This window comes from Dyadobacter sp. Leaf189, from assembly GCF_001424405.1.
Classification (GTDB): Bacteria; Bacteroidota; Bacteroidia; order Cytophagales; family Spirosomataceae; genus Dyadobacter.
Window position 1 is genome coordinate 1,121,858 of sequence record NZ_LMPS01000001.1, and the last position, 17,734, is coordinate 1,139,591.

The 17,734-nt window shown below is 45.1% G+C and carries 21 protein-coding genes; 1 reads left to right on the plus strand and 20 read right to left on the minus strand.

The window, feature by feature from the left end:
* Nucleotides 1-27 precede the first annotated feature (27 nt).
* From ASG33_RS04770 to ASG33_RS04805, 9 genes are all read right to left on the minus strand, one after another.
* Nucleotides 28-798 carry a hypothetical protein gene (locus tag ASG33_RS04770; protein WP_056280928.1) on the minus strand — a complete coding sequence of 257 codons (771 nt, stop codon included), beginning with the start codon at nucleotides 796-798 and terminating at the stop codon, nucleotides 28-30.
* Between the two features lie 138 nt (nucleotides 799-936).
* Nucleotides 937-1,776 carry an SMP-30/gluconolactonase/LRE family protein gene (locus ASG33_RS04775; RefSeq protein WP_229238606.1) on the minus strand — a complete coding sequence of 280 codons (840 nt, stop codon included), beginning with the start codon at nucleotides 1,774-1,776 and terminating at the stop codon, nucleotides 937-939.
* 153 nt (nucleotides 1,777-1,929) lie between these two features.
* On the minus strand, nucleotides 1,930-2,736 hold the full coding sequence (locus ASG33_RS04780) for an AraC family transcriptional regulator (RefSeq protein ID WP_056280932.1): 807 nt from the start codon (nucleotides 2,734-2,736) through the stop codon (nucleotides 1,930-1,932).
* 81 nt (nucleotides 2,737-2,817) lie between these two features.
* Entirely contained in the window at nucleotides 2,818-3,705 is an 888-nt protein-coding gene (locus tag ASG33_RS04785; RefSeq protein WP_056280933.1) for an oxidoreductase, read from the minus strand.
* A gap of 175 nt (nucleotides 3,706-3,880) precedes the next feature.
* The gene (locus ASG33_RS25720) at nucleotides 3,881-4,057 is read right to left on the minus strand and encodes a hypothetical protein (RefSeq protein ID WP_157474575.1); all 177 of its coding nucleotides are present in this window, start codon (nucleotides 4,055-4,057) and stop codon (nucleotides 3,881-3,883) included.
* A 15-nt stretch (nucleotides 4,058-4,072) separates the two neighbouring features.
* Nucleotides 4,073-4,618: a DUF6934 family protein gene (locus ASG33_RS04790; RefSeq protein ID WP_056280935.1), complete on the minus strand. Its 546-nt coding sequence runs from the start codon at nucleotides 4,616-4,618 to the stop codon at nucleotides 4,073-4,075.
* Between the two features lie 105 nt (nucleotides 4,619-4,723).
* Entirely contained in the window at nucleotides 4,724-5,515 is a 792-nt protein-coding gene (locus ASG33_RS04795; protein ID WP_056283265.1) for a penicillin-binding transpeptidase domain-containing protein, read from the minus strand.
* A 130-nt stretch (nucleotides 5,516-5,645) separates the two neighbouring features.
* Nucleotides 5,646-6,797, minus strand: a complete 1,152-nt coding sequence (locus ASG33_RS04800) for an ankyrin repeat domain-containing protein (RefSeq protein ID WP_162242724.1) — start codon at nucleotides 6,795-6,797, stop codon at nucleotides 5,646-5,648.
* A gap of 112 nt (nucleotides 6,798-6,909) precedes the next feature.
* Entirely contained in the window at nucleotides 6,910-7,134 is a 225-nt protein-coding gene (locus ASG33_RS04805; protein WP_056280940.1) for a SymE family type I addiction module toxin, read from the minus strand.
* A gap of 152 nt (nucleotides 7,135-7,286) precedes the next feature.
* On the opposite strand from ASG33_RS04805, the gene ASG33_RS04810 reads away from it, so the two are divergent.
* Nucleotides 7,287-7,493 carry a helix-turn-helix transcriptional regulator gene (locus ASG33_RS04810; RefSeq protein WP_056280943.1) on the plus strand — a complete coding sequence of 69 codons (207 nt, stop codon included), beginning with the start codon at nucleotides 7,287-7,289 and terminating at the stop codon, nucleotides 7,491-7,493.
* Between the two features lie 17 nt (nucleotides 7,494-7,510).
* Here ASG33_RS04810 and ASG33_RS04815 read toward each other — a convergent pair whose 3' ends face one another.
* The 11 genes from ASG33_RS04815 to ASG33_RS04865 form a co-directional block, all read right to left on the minus strand.
* Complete coding sequence (locus tag ASG33_RS04815) at nucleotides 7,511-8,161, minus strand: hypothetical protein (RefSeq protein ID WP_056280945.1); 651 nt, start codon at nucleotides 8,159-8,161, stop codon at nucleotides 7,511-7,513.
* 75 nt (nucleotides 8,162-8,236) lie between these two features.
* Nucleotides 8,237-9,232, minus strand: coding sequence for a glycosyl hydrolase family 18 protein (locus ASG33_RS04820; protein ID WP_056280947.1), 996 nt, complete (start codon nucleotides 9,230-9,232; stop codon nucleotides 8,237-8,239).
* 25 nt (nucleotides 9,233-9,257) lie between these two features.
* Complete coding sequence (locus ASG33_RS04825; RefSeq protein WP_056280950.1) at nucleotides 9,258-10,370, minus strand: Gfo/Idh/MocA family protein; 1,113 nt, start codon at nucleotides 10,368-10,370, stop codon at nucleotides 9,258-9,260.
* Between the two features lie 216 nt (nucleotides 10,371-10,586).
* Nucleotides 10,587-10,997 (minus strand): PIN domain-containing protein, encoded by a 411-nt coding sequence (locus tag ASG33_RS04830; RefSeq protein WP_056280952.1) that lies wholly within the window; start codon nucleotides 10,995-10,997, stop codon nucleotides 10,587-10,589.
* A gap of 4 nt (nucleotides 10,998-11,001) precedes the next feature.
* Nucleotides 11,002-11,250, minus strand: a complete 249-nt coding sequence (locus ASG33_RS04835) for a DUF6364 family protein (RefSeq protein ID WP_031526125.1) — start codon at nucleotides 11,248-11,250, stop codon at nucleotides 11,002-11,004.
* Between the two features lie 101 nt (nucleotides 11,251-11,351).
* Nucleotides 11,352-11,729 carry a hypothetical protein gene (locus ASG33_RS04840; protein WP_056283269.1) on the minus strand — a complete coding sequence of 126 codons (378 nt, stop codon included), beginning with the start codon at nucleotides 11,727-11,729 and terminating at the stop codon, nucleotides 11,352-11,354.
* 297 nt (nucleotides 11,730-12,026) lie between these two features.
* Nucleotides 12,027-13,268: an MFS transporter gene (locus ASG33_RS04845; protein WP_056280954.1), complete on the minus strand. Its 1,242-nt coding sequence runs from the start codon at nucleotides 13,266-13,268 to the stop codon at nucleotides 12,027-12,029.
* Nucleotides 13,269-13,418: 150 nt separating this feature from the next.
* The gene (locus tag ASG33_RS04850; RefSeq protein WP_056280956.1) at nucleotides 13,419-14,189 is read right to left on the minus strand and encodes a 3-ketoacyl-ACP reductase; all 771 of its coding nucleotides are present in this window, start codon (nucleotides 14,187-14,189) and stop codon (nucleotides 13,419-13,421) included.
* Nucleotides 14,186-15,331 carry a Gfo/Idh/MocA family protein gene (locus ASG33_RS04855; RefSeq protein ID WP_056280958.1) on the minus strand — a complete coding sequence of 382 codons (1,146 nt, stop codon included), beginning with the start codon at nucleotides 15,329-15,331 and terminating at the stop codon, nucleotides 14,186-14,188. The genes ASG33_RS04850 and ASG33_RS04855 overlap by 4 nt, the downstream gene beginning before the upstream one ends.
* A 42-nt stretch (nucleotides 15,332-15,373) precedes the next feature.
* Nucleotides 15,374-16,198: a sugar phosphate isomerase/epimerase gene (locus ASG33_RS04860; RefSeq protein WP_056283272.1), complete on the minus strand. Its 825-nt coding sequence runs from the start codon at nucleotides 16,196-16,198 to the stop codon at nucleotides 15,374-15,376.
* Nucleotides 16,199-16,318: 120 nt separating this feature from the next.
* On the minus strand, nucleotides 16,319-17,701 hold the full coding sequence (locus tag ASG33_RS04865) for a glycoside hydrolase family 88 protein (RefSeq protein WP_056280959.1): 1,383 nt from the start codon (nucleotides 17,699-17,701) through the stop codon (nucleotides 16,319-16,321).
* Nucleotides 17,702-17,734 lie beyond the last annotated feature (33 nt).

Genomic DNA, 17,734 nt, shown 5'->3' on the forward strand with positions numbered 1-17,734 from the left:
GCGCATTACCAACTCCGGGGGGCATTCTTAATGCATGCTTATTGTATTGTCATCCATGTTGTTGCGGAGCATCAACCCGGAAGATACGCTTGCGAGAACGAGTTTGAGATTCGGGTCAAGCTCTTTTTTAAACCACACTTTCCCATTGTTAATCGTGGATACGGCCGCTACTACTTTTCCATCCCATGTAAATTGATAGCCGTATACGTCATTTTGGGTCAAAAATGAAGTGGAGCCTTCCAGCTCGCGAATGCCTTCAATTTCTATTTTAATGTGGTTGGAGCGGACAAAACCGACAGTGCTGTTCTTGCTTAAACTCCGGCTTGCTCCGTCTACGTTATGAACCAGAAAGTCCCACGATTCACTGGATTCTGCAATTTTGACCGTACCTGCAAAGTAGTTTTTGTATTTGAGAGAAATAGAGAAGTAATCCTCTAAAGGCGCATATTCGCTTTCCTTAAACCGGCTCACAAGCGCCACATCAGCAGTAGTCCCATTTAAGCCAAATTGCTGAAAGCTGATCTTTTCGCGCGCTCCGTTGAACTTAACGATAAATGGAAGCGAATAGCTGAATGTCCACCCACGCTTGACTTTGCTGGTTTTGTAATCTCCAAATGACAGTACCTGGCCAATTTGAAATCCCTGACGACCTTTTACCTGGTAAGTTTCGGTATCCGTTTTAAGTTGATTATTAACTGCAACTTCGGCAGTCCGGCAGGAAAAAATGAGAAGAGAAAATGCGGCCGTAAAAAGAAGGCCTTTCACAATGTGTAAAGAGGATTTGAATCGCTGGTTCATGGAAATAAATAGAGTTTTTATTTCCAGAAACAAGAAAGGATACGAAAGTTGCAGGCGAAAGATAAATTTTGTGTAAACGGCAAAGGAGGCTCATTTGAGCCTCCTTTAAAGCTGATCGCCGAAAGCCAATAGCCGAAGTTACTTCACCCCTTTAACCCTCATTTTCAAACCATAAACCGCAGTTTCGGCAGTTATAAACAACAGGTCCCGGTTTTTTCCTCCAAAACAAAGATTGGCTGTCCAGCCATTATGTGTTGGAAAGTGCGCGATTTGTTCGCCATTTTTATCGAAAACCGTAACGCCTTTTCCGGTAATGTACAGGTTTCCTTCTTCGTCCAGGATCATACCATCGGAGCCTTTTGAAACAAAAAGGGTTCTGTTGGTCAGTGTTCCGTCATTCTGAATATCGTATTTGTAGGTCTTGTTATCACCAATGTCCGCTACATACAATGTTTTGCCGTCGGGCGTACCGATAATACCATTTGGCTTTTTGATCTTCTCGTCAACGCGGGTTAGTTTTTTGTGGTCGGGACTTAGATAATATACGTGCTCACCGTCCTGCTGCATTGCCGGGTCACGCTTCCAGTAATCGCGTTTGTAAAGCGGGTCTGTCAGGTAAATGCCGCCTTTTGCATCTACCCAGAGGTCATTTGGTCCATTTAGCAGCTTGCCTTCGTAGTCTTTGACAAGCACAGTTGCTTTTCCGTTTTTATCAAAAGACCAAACCTGATTGTCTTCATCTGAGCAGCTGATCAGGTTTCCCTTGCTATCGAAGTACATTCCGTTAGCCCTGCCTGCTTTATCCGAAAAAACAGAGAATTTACCCGTTTCTGCGTCCCAACGGATGATTTTGTTGTTGGGTTGATCGGTGAAAAATACGTTTCCGTCTTTGTCTGGGGTAGGTCCTTCAGTGAATTTATAACCTTCACCAAGTTTTTCAACCTGTGCTCCGGGAGCTGCTATTGATTTGGAATCCATCATTTGTGCTGAAAGTAAAGCCGGAAAGAGCAAAGCTGTTAATCCGGAAAAAATAGAAAATATACTTGCTGATCGTTTCATAGTAAAAACAGTGCCGGGTTGTGTTGATGCGGCCTTGTTCTAAAAAGCCGGTCAGCCTTGGTTCCTTACTTGTCAAATTCTCGAAGGAGCGACGCCATAGGCTTTTTTGAATGCATAGGAAAAATGGGAAAGGTCTTCAAAACCAATTTCCAGGTAAACCTCAGATGGCGCCTTGCCTTTCTCCCTGATCAAATAATAGGCTTCTTCCAGCCGGCGTTGCACCAGCCAGCGGCTTGGAGAAATGTGAAAAATCTTTTCAAAATCACGCTTGAATGTAGCCAGACTTCTTCCGGTCAGATAGGCAAACCGTTTCAGCTGCACATTGAAATGGAAATTCTGGTTCATGAAGCCTTCCAGGTCAATTTTTCCAGGTTCACTGAAATCGAAAAGAATGTCTTTCAACTCCGGGTTGGTTTGTAACAGAATCAGCAGTGCTTCACGTAATTTCAGCGAAACCAAATCCGGATTATCGGGTTGATTTGTTTCGTAGTAGGGTATAAGCGAGAGTATATAGCTTTTCAGCAACTTGTCAGGACGCAATTCGATTACCGAAGCGTGATTTTGATGCGGCGCTGCAGTGTACCCGTATTCAATGCTGAAATTGCGCAGCGTTTGCTGATCGAAAAAGATGGAAATGGATTTGAAATCGCCGTTTTCCGGCGGATACTTATTGAATTTAATCAGGCTGTTTCTCCTGCTGAGCCTGAAATCGCCTTCATTGCTGATGTATTCGCCGCGCCCATCATTAAGCACAAGCGAGCCGGCAATCTGAAAGCTGAAAGCATGTTCTTCAACAAACTGCTCCCCCTCGCGGCTCCTTGCGTGGTAGCAGGAGTATACAATCTGAGATAACTCGGAGCCTTGAACCGGGTTTGTCATTGTTTAAATTATTTCAAAGAAACAGCATTGCAGCACTGATTTGTTCTGCAAGCTGTCTCTGATTTCAAAATGCGAAATCTGTTAGATACCTTTCATAATCTGGTAAACCTTACCGGCCTTCGATTCAAAAAAGTTTTCAGATTCGTCGTGATCTGTGGAAAGACTTACCTGCATCCATTTTTCGAGTTCTGCCTGCCTGGTTGCATCGGCGCGTTGCAGAATGCCGATCGCCTCGCTTCCAAGTACCAGATGTAACGGAGGTTCCGGATGGTTGGCTAAGTCTACCATCACCTTCGCGGCTTTATCAGGATCACCTACAGGGACAAATGCCCCGCTTTCCAGAAACTTTCGGATGCCGCCTACCGTTTGCTCGTAGCCTTCAATTTCCGGCGCAAAACTCATGGAGGAACCAGCCCAATCCGTGCGAAAACCGCCGGGTTCAATGCATGTAACTTTGATATCTAACGGTGCTACTTCCTTTGACAATGCCTCGCTGAATCCGCTTAGACCGAACTTTGCAGCCTGGTACATGGTGAGCCCAGCACCGCCTACCCGCCCGCCAATGGAGCTGATCTGAAGAATGCGGCCAGATCGTTGTTTCCGCATGTGCGGAAGTACGGCGCGGGTGACTTCTATGGGTGCGTACAAGTTGGTAGCCAGTTGACTTTGGACCTGTTCGTCGGTAAAAGCCTCTGCTGCACCAGTAATCCCGAAGCCGGCATTGTTCACCAGTACATCGATTCTCCCGAAATGTTGGACAGCGTCACCTACTGCTGCATGGATTTGCTCCTTGTTCGTTACGTCCAGCCTGATGGGATGTACCTGATCGGGATACCGGCGGACGAATTCATCTAATTGTTCCGTATTTCTTGCAGTTGCAGCTACTTTATCGCCGCTTTTAAGTACTGCTGCAGTGAGGCTCTTTCCCAATCCGCGGGAGCTGCCTGTGATAAACCAAACCTTTGTCATCGTTCTGTCTTTTTAAATTACGATAGCAAAGGTCAGGGGAAATGAATGTGACAGTTTTGTTGAAAAGCTCAAATGTGCTTTGTTCAAAAGCTCGCATTGGTAAAATCTGGAGTGATTTCGGAATGCGCCGAATGTTGCGATAATAAAAAAGGTGCCGTAAGTGGCACCTCAATAACTATGGGATCAAACGTTGCTGGCTTTTTTCAAGACCTTCCAAAAACTGCCGGGCCCGGGCTGTTTTTTCTGGAAAGAGATCGCGGTCACCGATTTTTATCAGTAATTGCCTCAGAAATTCAGCTCGCTCTTCCGGGTCATTTGGAATGACAGATGGATTTTTTTCTTTTGTTTCCATATCTTAAAGTTACAACTATTTTCTAAAAAAGAGAATGGCATCATATAACCGCCCTGGTATGTAAAGTTCAGTGGTGAGGCTTCTGTTTTCTCTTAAAAATCCACCTAAAAACCAGTAGTGTAGACCCAGAACCTGGAAGTTTTTCTCAACATAATTGCGATAAAGTGTGATCCGCTGGTTGAACTTGCGGCAAACCTTGGTGCAGCGTCTAATGCATGTTTCTCTGCATTTCTCAGCAAAGTCTGTTCGGCTGTCGCTTCCTTGTACCATAATGATTGCTTCCGGGAAGTTCTCGAAGAATGGTGGAATAGTGGACAAAACGGTGCGAAATACCTTATATGCATCTCCGTTGTTGGACTTTGCCTGATCAATAATGTGATCGAATTGCGGATCATAGTCTCCAAATCCAAGATTGTATACGTTTCTGCCTTCAAACTTTCGAACATAAGTGTACTGCACAGCTTTAATTATATTATCGGGGCCTTCACTCGTAAACATGAGTTTGTATCCAATTGGTAGTTTGATTTCCTGAGTCTTATAAGCATCGGATAAATTTGCCATTCAGAAGATTTTACATGAATGGGCAGAAGTTAGGAAGGCGATTAAACTTCTTTGCATTCAATTAGCAGAAGGCAATTGCTAAATGATCGTTCGGTTTGACACGTTTCAGAACGCACCAAGTTGCCGCAGCACTTCCCTGGTGATGGTCTTGCGGCAATTCCCAAATTCCGGGTTGGGCGTACTTCGCTTTTTGGTTACACGTGTGGCAAAAAAATAGGTGTTGTCTTTTCGTTCTACGTAGCCAACCCACCAGCCAATGTCATTTCCGTCCACCCGCGTCCAGCCTGTTTTAGCGCGGAGCGTATAGTCAGCAGTTTGTTCATTGACCATCACCTTTTTGAGAATATCAATATTGCGTTTTGAAAAGGGTACTTTCCCTGCGTAAACCGCCGCGAGAAAAGTGACCTGATTGCGTGGTGAAACACCGAATGCACCAAAATTCCAAAAGTCGTCGCCTTTTTCAGACAGGTTATTATTCCCGTATTTTGCAGCTTTCAGGTAATGTAGATACTGTTTCCAGCCAATCTTTTTCGCTAGTTCAATAAACGCCCAACCCGCCGACACTTCGAATGCTTCTTTGACCGAAATGTCATGGTATATTTCTGGCCTGTATCCATACAGCGTCGTGTCGGTAGAACCCGGCCACTTGACAATCTCATTTTCATCCTTAATCACACCTGTTTCAAGTGCAATGAGCAGGTTAATGATCTTGAATGTAGAAGCAGGCTGAGTCTCCCGGCGTGAATCTTCCTCATCACTGGTCAGCCATTTCCCTGTTTTATCGTAAATGGTAATGCTGCCTTCGAGGTTGCAGGATTTGAATGGGGTGGTGAGGTCCACCTGAGCGAATGCTGAGGAAAAAGAGAATAAAAAAGCAGTTATAATCTTAACTTTCATTGCCTTGAAGTGGCTGTTCACTGTAAAATAGCAGGGTTTTTTTGAGAGTGAAAATACAGGTAAACCGTCCATAATAGTTGAATAGGGCCTGCATTCTTTACTTTCGTAATTCAAATCGTCACCTGTTTAACTATATGACTTGGATTTCGACTACGAACTCCAAAACAGTATTGTTACGGAGAATAGTAGCTATCATTGTATCTAGGGGCCTCTTCCGGGCGATCACTTCTATTAGTTCCTGTATCGAATTCACAGGCTGGAAATCTGCTCCGATAAGAATGTCATGTATCCGAATGCCCGCAGCATAAGCGCTTCCAGACACGGTGTTATCCAATATTTCGACAAGTATGCCTCCTCCGGTGTATGTTGATCCACTCAGACCGATGAACGGGCGCAGAATAGCTCCCCTTGAAACCAAAGCTTCCCCAATTTCTTTATTTCGTCGCCCGAAAGCCAGCTTTGCAGCTGTCCAGCCATTTTTATCTTTGTAGTGAATGTCTGCCCCGCTATCAAGCAGAAGCTTCGTAATGTCATAATTTTTATGGATGATGCTGTACATCAAAATAGTACTGTCCCCGCGCGAGCCCACCTTTTCGTCAATTTGAGCTCCTTGCCTGATGAGAATATCTGCCAGATCGGTTAATCCGTTCATAGCGCACCGGGCCAACGGAGTATGATTGTTCGTGTCTCGCAGGTCGATTGCAATTCCTGCTTTAATCAAAATTTCTGCAATGGTAAGATCCGCAGTAGTCGTCTTGTTTTGGGATGAAAGAAGATGGAGCAGATTGCCACCTTGTAAATAACTATCTTTTGTGAAACGGTGGTTCACAGATGCATGTTTTTCAATGAGGGACTGAACGAGTTCAGGAGATTTTATGAAAACAGCTAATCTTAGTGGAGATTGTTCCTCGGCCGCCAGATGATTATGTGATCGAAAAGACTGAACCTTAATGAAATTTACATCCCGCACCTGATCTATAAATCCAAATAAGGAAGCTTTCCATTGAGAGGCTGACGCGCTATCAGGTGTATCATACTGTTCGAAGGCAGCTCTGTCAGTCAATTCAAAAAAGTGTTCGGGAGAAAGTTCCCTTAAAGCCAACCCGTTAAAGACTGCTCTTACCTTCTCAAGTGAACCGTTGCGAATGGTATATAGAATAATACTATTATGGTTTTTTAGTTTTTCGAAAATCCCAGCTTGGATGAATAGATAAAATATGGTGTCCGCATCACGGCTGGAAATGGATCGCCTGAAGGCGGTTATCGTAAAGTCGATACCCATATTCCGAAGTGTATCTACAGCAAGTGCTTGTGATAGCATGAGATGTGTAATAGTGATAATATCGCCTATAAATTCCGTTGTATTAAAGAAGATAAAGAATGGAGCAAGCAACTCAACTCCAAATCTCCAACTGCGGATTCTTCCTCAACTCGCCAACCGGTTCAATAATCAACTTCTCTCCTTCCAGCCGCACCGTAATGTGTTCGCCGTAGTCGAAACCCATATCTTCCAGCCATTTGCCACAAAGACGGATTTCGGGAACGAACTTGCTCCTCCACTGGGACGTTTGCTGGTATTTTGGATAAATTTTTAACTGACGTTCCTTGAATATTGGCATACGAATCTACAATTAAGTTTTCGTAAAACTAAAATAAAATTTCGTTTTGCGAAAATTTTGTTTCGTTTTGTACATATAAATGAGCGTTAAGGTTCTCATTATCATTAACTTAAAGTTTTCACTAAGTTTGCGTCAAACGAAATCTCCGGCTCATGCCCAAGCAGAAGTACAACAGAATAAAGATTGTTCTTGCAGAGAAAGAAAAATCGTCGAAATGGCTTGCAGAGGTAACTGGCAAGGATAAATCAACGGTATCCCGTTGGTGTACAAATGATATGCAGCCTACGATTGAGACTTTTTTTGAGATAGCGAAGTTACTTGACGTGGATGTGAAGGAGTTGCTCGTTTCGAGTAAATAAGACATTTAAAAGTTGATTTATTTATTTCTCGTTTTCAATTCCTCAAATTCGACAACGCTTTTGTTAATTACATTTTGCAGAAATCCTCCAATAGGGTTTAGTATTTGGTCGAATTCAGTGCCAATGCTTATACCCTCGCTCCAAGTAATATCATATATTACATTAAGTTGTTCAATTGAGGATCTATCTCTATGTGCTATCGAAACATTTCGAATCTTTTTCAATGAATGCTCCCTGGTCGACTTGAAAGTGTTGAGCCTCGAAACATTTGTATTAAGCTCATCAATAAATTTTTCATGATTTGAAAGTGTTGATCTGGTTCTCCGAAAGGTTTTGCCTAGTAACTCTAGTAGATCATTCATTCCTTCATAGGCGAGTAGTGCTAGTTGTCTGACAAAATATCTTTTTTCCCATTCCTCTTTTGCAAGTACAAGATTCTTGACAACAACTTTAAGGTCGTAAGATAATATGTTCACATATCCTGCAACATTCCAAATTATCTTATTACTGTCAAACCGATTAAAGTCAGCGTGTCGAATGGATTTGGAAATTAGATCCAATGTTTTTTCTTGGATTTCAAAATTTTTAGAAAAGGTAGTGGCTAATGAAGCCCTATCCTTGTTAACCATTTTTTGTAAATCCTTGTCTTCTGATGTGATTTTATACATGTAGCTTTAATTAATTAGCAATAAACTTCGCGAAATTCCTAAAAACATTAAAGTTGTATAAACGGCTTATTATGATCATCTCCCCTTCACCACCCCATCAATCTCCCCCAGCAGCGACTTCACCCCCGTGCTATCCTGCAACAACTGCCAGATCATCACGCCGCCAACTTTGTCTTTCGCCAGCTCTGTTTTCTTCCGGATGGTAGGTAAGCCATTATAGTACACAATCCCGCCATTCAAATGCATTTGATCCTGATTCACCGAGTCGGGATATTGGCGGAGAATGCTTTTGTAGGACATACTTTCCGGAGCATTGCCGCCAAAGCCGTAGCCGTAGAAAGGCACGCCCAGGGTTAGTTTTTCTTTGAGGATTTTGCGGGTGTTCAGCCAGTAGTCGAGGTCTTCCTCAGCCATGGAGTAGGGGGCGTGCGGACCGGGTGTTTCGGGCCGCCAGGGACCGGTGCGGTCGTAGGACATGATATTTACAAAATCGAATTGCGCCAGTGCTTTGTCGGTGAACTGATCCTTGTAAACAGTCGCAATGGCGGCGGTGATTTGTTTGTTTTTCTGCCTTAATGCAACGGCAAGGTCGATCACAAAGTTTTCATAATTTGAGTCAATCAATGCACCTTCCAAATCCACATCAATGCCGTCGAGGTTATTGTCAACTGCCAGATTTACCAGGTCTTTGATCAGCTTATTTTTCTTCTCCCCAACCAAGAACGAAGGATAATACTTAGGAGCACTGCCTCCGCCGATGGAGGCCACGATTTTTACGTTTTTCGAATGGGCAACCACGGCCGTTTCTTTCAAACCTGCGGTTCGTGTAAGATTTCCCAACGAGTCGGGGTTGATAAAAGCGATGTACAAATGTGTGATCTTACCAAAGTCGACCTGGTTGGCAGAAGCTTGTAAATCATTACCGTTTGGTAAATAGCCGATTACTTTAAAGCGATTGTCTGTGTCACCACTTTTCGAAACAGTGGTGCTTTTTTTACTGCAGCTGGTACTTAATGCAAGAATCACCATGAAAACGGAAATGCCTTGTTTGAACAACTTTTGAGAATTCATGGTAATTCCTAATGATTTTAGATTGCTATTTACCCGCTAACATAATCTTTGCGCCGCCTTTCAGAATGGACTCATAAACCGCATCTACGACGATCATATCTTTCAAACCTTCTGCACCACTTACATTAGGATCGGGCTTATTGTTCAGGATAATGTCGGCAATACCGTCCATTTGCAAGGTTTGGTGGGTCACTACTGGCTGGTCCATCGGACCTTTGTGTGTCCGGCCCTTAATTGGACCGTAGCTGAATGCGGGACTGAGTTCCACAAAACCCTTCTCTCCAACCACATATAATCTTTCGTAGTTATTGAAATTGTAAGTTGTGCCGCAGCTCGCGATTACGCCACTTGGAAAGCCCAGCTGGAACATAATTGTTTCGTCCACCTCTTTGAATTTGACAGGATCGGTTTTCGATTCCTGCGCTGTCACCCAAATCGGCTCTTCGCCTGTGCAATACCTGGCTCCATTTAATGCATAAATGCCCACGTCCATCATCGCGCCGCCGCCAGCCAAAGCCTTTTTAAGCCTCCACTGATTTGGATCGCCGGATTTGAAGCCCATATAATTGTTCACATGCATGATCTTGCCCAGCTCGCCTGCCTCACGCATACGGATCAGCTCGCGGGTATGCGGCTCGAAGTGCATCCGGTAGCCAATGTAAAACTTCACTCCAGCCTTTTCACAGGCGGCGATCATTTCACGCGTCTGCTTCGCATTATCTGCGACCGGTTTTTCACAAAGTACATGCTTGCCTGCTGCCGCGATTTGCAGCACATGTTTGTGATGCAGCGAGTTAGGAGTGGTAATGTACACCAGATCAATGTCCGGATTGTTCTTGATCTGAGCGACCGTCTCGTAATTGTACGTGTTCTTTTCAGGAATGTTGTACTTCTTTTTCCATTCTTCCAGCTTAGCTGGTGTGCCGGAAACGGCACCGACCAAAGTTGCCATTTTGCAATCTTTCATCGCCTCAGCCACGCGAGTTCCATAGCTGCCCAGACCCATGATCGCGACGCGCAACTGCTTGTCGGCTTTCGGGCCGGAGTACAATTCCCTTGCTGCGGCAGGCAGGTCTGCCAATGCAGTAGCACCAATTCCAAAACCTAATTTTTGCAGAAAATCACGACGTGAATCCATAGTAGTAGGGTGTTGTTTTTTGTTGATAAATACTCTTGCTCAATTCTTGTGCGAGGATGCGTAAATCGCATTTACCACGATCATGCATAGTTACTTACATGCATAATCTTGCCAAATCCCCCAGCCACGCGCATTCTGGTTGGTTCTTTGGTGTGAGGTTCAAAATGCAACCGAAATTCTGAACAATTAAAAAAGGGGTGTAGAGATTGTATCTCCTTATAAGAAGGCGAGATATGCTTCAGGCGTTACTATTCTTATTTCTGCCAATTTATAATCCTTGAGATTTCTGGTGATCAGCACATGAATGCTATTTTCGATCGCCGTATTATATTGAATTGCGTCTTCAAAGTCGGCAAAACCGGAAGCAATAGCACGATCTATCACTTTGCTGTCCACGGATAGTATCGTAACCAGTGTTCTGAAACGCGCAATCAACAACGTCGGCTCTTTAACGCTATACTGGGCATTTAAAACATAATGAATATTGGATATCGAAAGTGCGGAAATACAGATCTCAATCTTTCCTTGCTCTGCCAATGTGAACAGTCGCTCGGCGAAACTATTGAAAGGTTTCCGTCCGGATAGCAGATCAATACAAACATCAGTGTCAACAAAAACCTTTTCCAAATTGCTATTTCGAATATTTTTCTAGTATGTGTTTTTGATATGCTTCCTTTTCGTCGTACTTCTCAGGCAGCGTGACTGCGCCGGAAAGACTTTTTACAAACGGCGTTATATCAGAAGACTGCTCGTCGACAGTTGTTACGAAATTCAAATAATTTTCAATCAAATGCGATAGGCTCACCTTCTTGGTTCTCGCATAGTTCTTTGCACGTTCAATGGTTTCCGTGTCAAGTCTTAAAGTCAGTTTAGTGTCCATATCTTTGAGTCTATACGTCTAAATATAACTTATTTAGACGTATAAACAAAAAAGCTCCCGAGGAGAACCCCGGGAGCCTTTTTGAACCCTAACTAAATGAATTATTTCACAGTAACGATACGTTCTACTTTCTGTTCTGACAGCTGGAAAGTTTTGGATTGAACTTCACCTCCGCTGATCACGTCCAGCTTGTACTGTCCGGCTTCCATGCTGTCGAGATTCAAAGTGCGACCGAATTTTTGTTGTCCTTTACTAACTGTCTCGCGGTAAACAACATCACCGCTCTCGTTTTTAAGCAACAAAATAGTGCTTGATTCTGTGTTTGCTTTGTCTACCAATACATTGATCTTGCCTGCTTTGGTAGGGTAGATACCTGTTCCCAATGCTGCTTTTTTGGCTTCTTTGTCTTCTGCGTTGGCAGTGAAAGATGCAGCTACGAATGCGAAAGCTAATGCGAAGAATTTGAATGAGGTTTTCATGGCTAATTTATGTTTATGGCTGTTGTTTTGATTTTCTTTTTTGTCCCTGAGGACATAACAAAGGTGGTGCAAAACCCAGTACTATGTATTACAAAGTACAGGAATGGTGGTTTAAGTAAATGAGTGGCGGATATCTTTCATGAGTAATTAAATGGTTTGATGTGGTGGACTCAATTTCGGTCTAATGATGGGCGTATGAAGGTGAAAGTTGCTTGGTGGAATGTTAATAACTGTTAAAAAAAATGGCTGCCCGCGGTGCAGACAGCCATTTCCTGGTAAAACAATTAAGAACAGGAACTATTCCTTCTCTACAAAATCCATGTCTTTCGTAAAAGTTTCTTCCAGATAATATAAGGCAAGCAGCGCTACTGCAGACGTAGCTACTCCGATGACAAGCCCGCTTTGGATCACACCAAGGTCCGGTTTGAAGTTGACAAATAGCGCCGCAAGTGGAATAGTAGCTCCCCGTACAAAGTTGGGGACAGTAGTAGCAACAGTTGCACGCAGGTTTGTTCCGAAAAGCTCAGCGGCGATGGTGATGAACAATGTCCAGTAGCCGTTACAGAAACCAAGTAAGGCACAAAGCAGGTAGAATGAGAACAAATCAGTGATCGGAATTAACAGATAACCTACTACCATCGCCAGTGAAAGCAGGATAAATAGCCTGATCACCTTTTTGCGACTTTTCAGATATTGACTTAGTAAACCGCTCACTATATCTCCCCCAACCTGGCCAGAAAATGCAAGCATTACTGCTTTCCCTGCATTGATGCCCTCAATACCTTTTGCAGCACCAAACTCCGGCGAGAACGTAATCAGGATACCTACCACAAACCAGATCGGAAGTCCCACCAGGATCGCCATCATATATTTACCAAATCGTTTTCCATTGGTCAGGATCATCATGATATTCCCCCGGTCGACCGACTTTTCCTTCACGTGCTTGAACATACCGGACTCAAATACATTGAATCGCAGTACCAATAGCAGCAAGCCCATTCCACCACCGACGAAATACGAGATCCGCCACGCAAACAAATCTGCCACAAAATAAGCCAGAATAGCACCCAGCACACCCAAAGTCGCCACGAGCGTAGTTCCATAACCTCTTATCTCTTTTGGCAAAACCTCTGTTACCAGCGTAATTCCCGCACCCAGTTCACCTGCCAGACCCACTCCCGCTATGAAGCGCAGGATTGCATACTGATCAAGTGAAGTGACAAAACCGTTTCCGATATTGGCAAGGGAATACATGATAATCGAGCCAAAAAGCACCGATAAACGGCCTTTTTTGTCAGCTATAACGCCCCACAAAACGCCACCAATCAGCATTCCCGCCATTTGGTAGTTCAGCAGACTGATACCTTCGGTGAGCAGCTGGTCTTCCGGCACATTCAGCGCCTTCAAACTCGGGACACGCACGACGCTAAACAAAAACAGGTCGTACATATCGACCAGGTAACCCAGTGCCGCCACAATAACCGGCACCTGCATTAATTGCGATAAAAGAGAAGGACGGGAAGTAGGAAGTTCGGACATGGAGCGGTTGGTTTACTTCGGCTGTCGGCTATCGGCAGTCGGGTTTTTGTTTTATTTCGGCTTTCAGCTATCAGCGGTTGGCCTTTGAATTTCATTCATCCATTCAAGACAATAAAGCCGATAGCTGATAGCCGACGGCCGAAAGCCAAATCACAATCTATCAATCAACATTCCCCCATCTACACCAATCACCTGGCCGGTGGAGTAGGGGAAGTCGCCTCTTGTGAGGGAGGCTACGGCTTTACCTACGTCGTCGGGGGTACCCCAGCGTGGTTGTAATGCAATACCGCCTTGAAAAAGATTATCGTATTTTTCCTGGACTTTGGAGGTCATATCAGTCGATATAATGCCGGGGCGAATCTCGAAAACGGGGATATTGAACTCGGCCATTCTTACTGCGAAAAGTAGGTTTGTCATCGCCAGTCCCGCTTTGGAGACGCAATATTCTCCCCGGTTGACGGAAGCCACAGTTGCAGAAATGGACGTAACGAAAATGATCGTCGCCTCAAATGCATGGTTATTCTGCTTCGTATGCGCCATTCTTTTGGCAATGGCCTGCGTGAAGAAGAATGGACCCTGTAAGTTGGTGGTCATCACTTCTTCGTAGTTCTCAATGGTAGTTTCAAGAATGTCGAGTCGCACGCGTGGCGCGATCCCTGCATTATTGACCAGGACATTGATCTCTCCCAGGCCAGAATAGGCTTTTTCTATAATTGACTCGCGGTCAGTTGCGGAGGCGATACTTCCCTGGCAGTAAACCACTTCTGCGCCAAGGCTGCGTAGTTCGTCCAATGCTTCGGTTACGCTTTCTTCATCACGCACACCATTGATCGCCAGATTGTAACCTTCTTTCGCCAATGCTTTTGCAATACCAAAACCGATTCCGCGGCTTCCTCCTGTTATCAGAGCGGTCTTTTTCATAGCTCCTCAATGTCAACCCAGGCGCGTTTTGCCCAGCTTTCAAGACCTTTTTCCGCCAGCTGAACACCTCTTGCACCTGCTTTCAGGTCCCACGGGAATGGCGTATCTTTTACAATATGTTTTAAAAACAGCTCCCACTGCGCTTTGAATGCATTATCAAAAAGTTCTTGCTCAGGTACTTTCGCCCAGCCTTCGAAGAATGGGATTGGCTGCGGAATATCCGGATTCCATACCGGCTTCGGCGTATTTCCGTAATGCTGAATATGGCAATCGCGCAAACCAGCTACTGCTGAACCGTGCGTACCGTCGACCTGCAAAGTCAGAAGATCGTCGCGGCGCACGCGCACTGTCCACGAAGAGTTGAATTGTGCGATTACGTCACCTTCCAGCTCGAAAGTTGCATAGCAGGCATCATCCGCAGTTGCCTTGTAAGGGTTTCCGTTTTCGTCGATTCGCTCGGGAATGTGGGTGGCGCCGAGGCAGGAAACCGATTTTACCTTGCCAAAAAGATTATCCAGTACATAGCGCCAGTGGCAAAGCATATCTACGATAATCCCGCCATCATCTTCTTTACGATAATTCCAAGAAGGCCGCTGAGCAGGGATACTATGCCCTTCAAAAACCCAATAGCCAAATTCGCCGCGCACAGAAAGGATCTTTCCAAAAAATCCATTTTCCATTAAACGCTTCAATTTGAGCATACCCGGCAGCCACAGTTTGTCCTGTACCACACCATTTTTTAAGCCTGCGGCAGTTGCCAGTTCGTAAAGCTCCAACGCTTCCTCGGTAGTAGTACCTGTTGGTTTTTCACAATAAATGTGTTTCCCAGCCAAAATCGCTTTCTTCACGGCAGCAGCGCGGCGGCCGGTTACCTGTGCGTCAAAATAGATCTGATAATTCGGATCTGACATTACGGAATCCAGGTCAGTCGTATATTTCTCCACACCTGATTGCTTGCACAGTGCCTGCAATTTCGATTCGTTTCTGCCCACGAGAATAGGGTCCGGCATGATCACTTCGTCTGCCGAAAGTTTTACACCACCTTGTTCCCGGATCGCCTTGATAGAGCGCAGTAAATGCTGGTTCGTCCCCATTCGGCCGGTCACGCCGTTCATGATAATGCCGATGTTATGTGTTGTCATTTTTTTGGCTGTTAGATTTTAGCTATTAGCAGTTAGTTTTTTTTATACTGTTTTTAAGAAAGCTTCCGTGATTTCTTTCAGGAAAATATGCTGGTCTTTGGCCCAATGGATATTTGAAAAGATTTCGACTTCGCAGAAACCTTTAAAGCCCGTTGCTTCCACCCAGCTTCTGATTTTTTTCAGGTCAATGCAGCCTTCGCCCATTAATCCGCGGTCATTTAGTAAGTCGATGGTATTGACTTTCCAATCGCAAACGTGGTAAGCAAACAAATTCCCTTTTGCGCCACAGCGCGCTATTTCTTTTTCAAGATCACCGTCCCACCACAAATGGTAAACGTCTACGGCAACTCCTACGAAAGGTGAGTTGAAATACTCTGCGAGATCATTTGCTTGCGCCAGCGTATTAATTGCCGAGCGGTCGGCCGCGTACATGGGATGCAGCGGTTCGATGGCGAGTTTTACATTCAATTTTTCAGCAAGAGGCAGTATCGCCTGGATACCTTCTCTGATCTGCTCCCTCGATTTTTCAAGAGATTGATCGGGCGAGGCACCACAAACGAGTACGATCATCGGCGCGCCCAGAGCGGCTGCTTCTTCAAGTAATTTTTTGTTATGATCAATCGCCTGCGCGCGGCCTGCGCTGCTGGTGTGCGGGAAAAATCCGCCGCGTACGTAAGAAACGATTTCAAGTCCGGCAGATCGCATCAGCTCTCCGGCATGGTGAGGACCGATCCGTTCTATTGAATTCTGCCAGACGCTTATTCCTTTGACCCCCGCCGCCGCATACTTTTCCACCGCCTCGGAAAGCTCCCAGGGCTTGGTAGTTATCGTATGAATGCAGCACCGGTCGAGTGTTATGTTTTCCAAGGTTTGTTTTTGTTTTAATGAATGCTTTTGTGCCTGCCCTTCGACTGCCCGGCGGCCCGGTGCGCTCAGGGTGACAAGTGCTTTTGTCACCCTGAGCGCAGTCGAAGGGCAGGTACCATGCTACCTTACAGCGCCTAAATACGTATAATAAGGCAATCCTTTATTAATCCTGTCCAGGTAAAGCGCCAGTTCTCTTGCGTGGTAATCGCCCCACATGCTCGACTCTCCATTCGGGATTTTTTGGCCTGCCGGGATGTTATCCCAGCCATTCGGGCGGTGGTAGATTGAGTGTAAAATCAATCCCTGGTGTGCTGGGTCTGTTGACAGGTAGGGTTCTGCAAAGAGTGAATCCGCTGCTGTGAGTCCTGCCTGCCAGTATTTTCCGCCTTCTTCCTGCTGGCCTTTGCTTTCCAGATATTTACCTAATCTCAATAAACCCTGCGCACCGATGGCGGCAGCTGAGCTGTCGATTGGTTCAAATTCATTGTAAGGATCCGAAGTGCGGCTGGTGTAATCGCCTAATTTATGGAGTTGCGGTGCGCCGGTATCCCAGTAAGGAATGCCATCTGCGGCTGTATTTTCAATGTAAAAATCACAGGTAGCTTTGGCTGCTTTGAGGTATATTCTTTCAATTTCCTCCCTGCCGCCTAGTGCTGCAAGTTCTTCGTTGTTGAAGCTTGAAAGCGATTCCAGCTGTTCGGCGAATCCGAGCATAGCCCATGCTAACCCGCGCGTCCAGGTAGTAAATCCGGAGAAACCCTGCTGTGAATTCGGGCAGCGGTAATTGCCGTCGTTGGTGTTGAAGACGCTTTCATGCGCAGTGCGGCCCCACAAATCATAACTGTCGCGGCCTTCGCCATAGTAAACTGCATAGTTGGCAGTAGCAATGGAGTGCAATGTGCCGCGTTCCAGCAGACTGGTTTTTACATCATTCTCACCCATTAAACTGTGGCCCATTAAATGCGAGACCATCAATGCACGAACCGAGCGGATCGTGTCGACGAATAGGGAATGGGGACCATTGAACGAATGAATAAAACCTTGTCCATTCTTAGTATTTGTCCAGCGTTTGGCTTGTACAGCTCCTGATATTTTCAGGGCAATTTCGTAGAAGTTGCGTTCCCATTCATTTTCAGGAATGCGCCCCTCATTCATCAATCTCAAAAGATTGCCGTAAGTACTTACATTATTAAATCCGTGATCATGAACACCGAAATGGCCCACGTGCGAAGCCATATATCCGACTGTCTTCTTTTTAGCTGAATCCAGAAAAGCGGTATCGCCGGTAGCGTCAAACTGCAACACCTCAGCCCCGTATTGGAAACCCTGTGTCCATTCTGTCCAGCCTCTTAGCGTATATTTACCATTTACCGTAAATACCGGCGTGCCTTTCGAATTGTCATACTCCTTATTAATAAGGTTGATTTTCTCGGCGGAAACCTGCCAGAGTCGGTCCAGTTTGGATTGAAGTGATGCGGCGGTGAGGTCGTTCCTGATCTGCATAGTATCCTTATAGTATTATTTAGTATTTTCTTA

Coding starts and splice junctions, on each gene's coding strand:
- ASG33_RS04800 (WP_162242724.1), bottom strand. CDS start 6,797: ATGGGTATCGACTTTACGATAACCGCCTTCAGGCGATCCATTTCCAGC.
- ASG33_RS04770 (WP_056280928.1), bottom strand. CDS start 798: ATGAACCAGCGATTCAAATCCTCTTTACACATTGTGAAAGGCCTTCTT.
- ASG33_RS25720 (WP_157474575.1), bottom strand. CDS start 4,057: ATGGAAACAAAAGAAAAAAATCCATCTGTCATTCCAAATGACCCGGAA.
- ASG33_RS04820 (WP_056280947.1), bottom strand. CDS start 9,232: ATGAATTCTCAAAAGTTGTTCAAACAAGGCATTTCCGTTTTCATGGTG.
- ASG33_RS04805 (WP_056280940.1), bottom strand. CDS start 7,134: ATGCCAATATTCAAGGAACGTCAGTTAAAAATTTATCCAAAATACCAG.
- ASG33_RS04785 (WP_056280933.1), bottom strand. CDS start 3,705: ATGACAAAGGTTTGGTTTATCACAGGCAGCTCCCGCGGATTGGGAAAG.
- ASG33_RS04775 (WP_229238606.1), bottom strand. CDS start 1,776: ATGGATTCCAAATCAATAGCAGCTCCCGGAGCACAGGTTGAAAAACTT.
- ASG33_RS04840 (WP_056283269.1), bottom strand. CDS start 11,729: ATGAAAACCTCATTCAAATTCTTCGCATTAGCTTTCGCATTCGTAGCT.
- ASG33_RS04845 (WP_056280954.1), bottom strand. CDS start 13,268: ATGTCCGAACTTCCTACTTCCCGTCCTTCTCTTTTATCGCAATTAATG.
- ASG33_RS04850 (WP_056280956.1), bottom strand. CDS start 14,189: ATGAAAAAGACCGCTCTGATAACAGGAGGAAGCCGCGGAATCGGTTTT.
- ASG33_RS04790 (WP_056280935.1), bottom strand. CDS start 4,618: ATGGCAAATTTATCCGATGCTTATAAGACTCAGGAAATCAAACTACCA.
- ASG33_RS04855 (WP_056280958.1), bottom strand. CDS start 15,331: ATGACAACACATAACATCGGCATTATCATGAACGGCGTGACCGGCCGA.
- ASG33_RS04825 (WP_056280950.1), bottom strand. CDS start 10,370: ATGGATTCACGTCGTGATTTTCTGCAAAAATTAGGTTTTGGAATTGGT.
- ASG33_RS04865 (WP_056280959.1), bottom strand. CDS start 17,701: ATGCAGATCAGGAACGACCTCACCGCCGCATCACTTCAATCCAAACTG.
- ASG33_RS04795 (WP_056283265.1), bottom strand. CDS start 5,515: ATGAAAGTTAAGATTATAACTGCTTTTTTATTCTCTTTTTCCTCAGCA.
- ASG33_RS04835 (WP_031526125.1), bottom strand. CDS start 11,250: ATGGACACTAAACTGACTTTAAGACTTGACACGGAAACCATTGAACGT.
- ASG33_RS04815 (WP_056280945.1), bottom strand. CDS start 8,161: ATGTATAAAATCACATCAGAAGACAAGGATTTACAAAAAATGGTTAAC.
- ASG33_RS04780 (WP_056280932.1), bottom strand. CDS start 2,736: ATGACAAACCCGGTTCAAGGCTCCGAGTTATCTCAGATTGTATACTCC.
- ASG33_RS04810 (WP_056280943.1), top strand. CDS start 7,287: ATGCCCAAGCAGAAGTACAACAGAATAAAGATTGTTCTTGCAGAGAAA.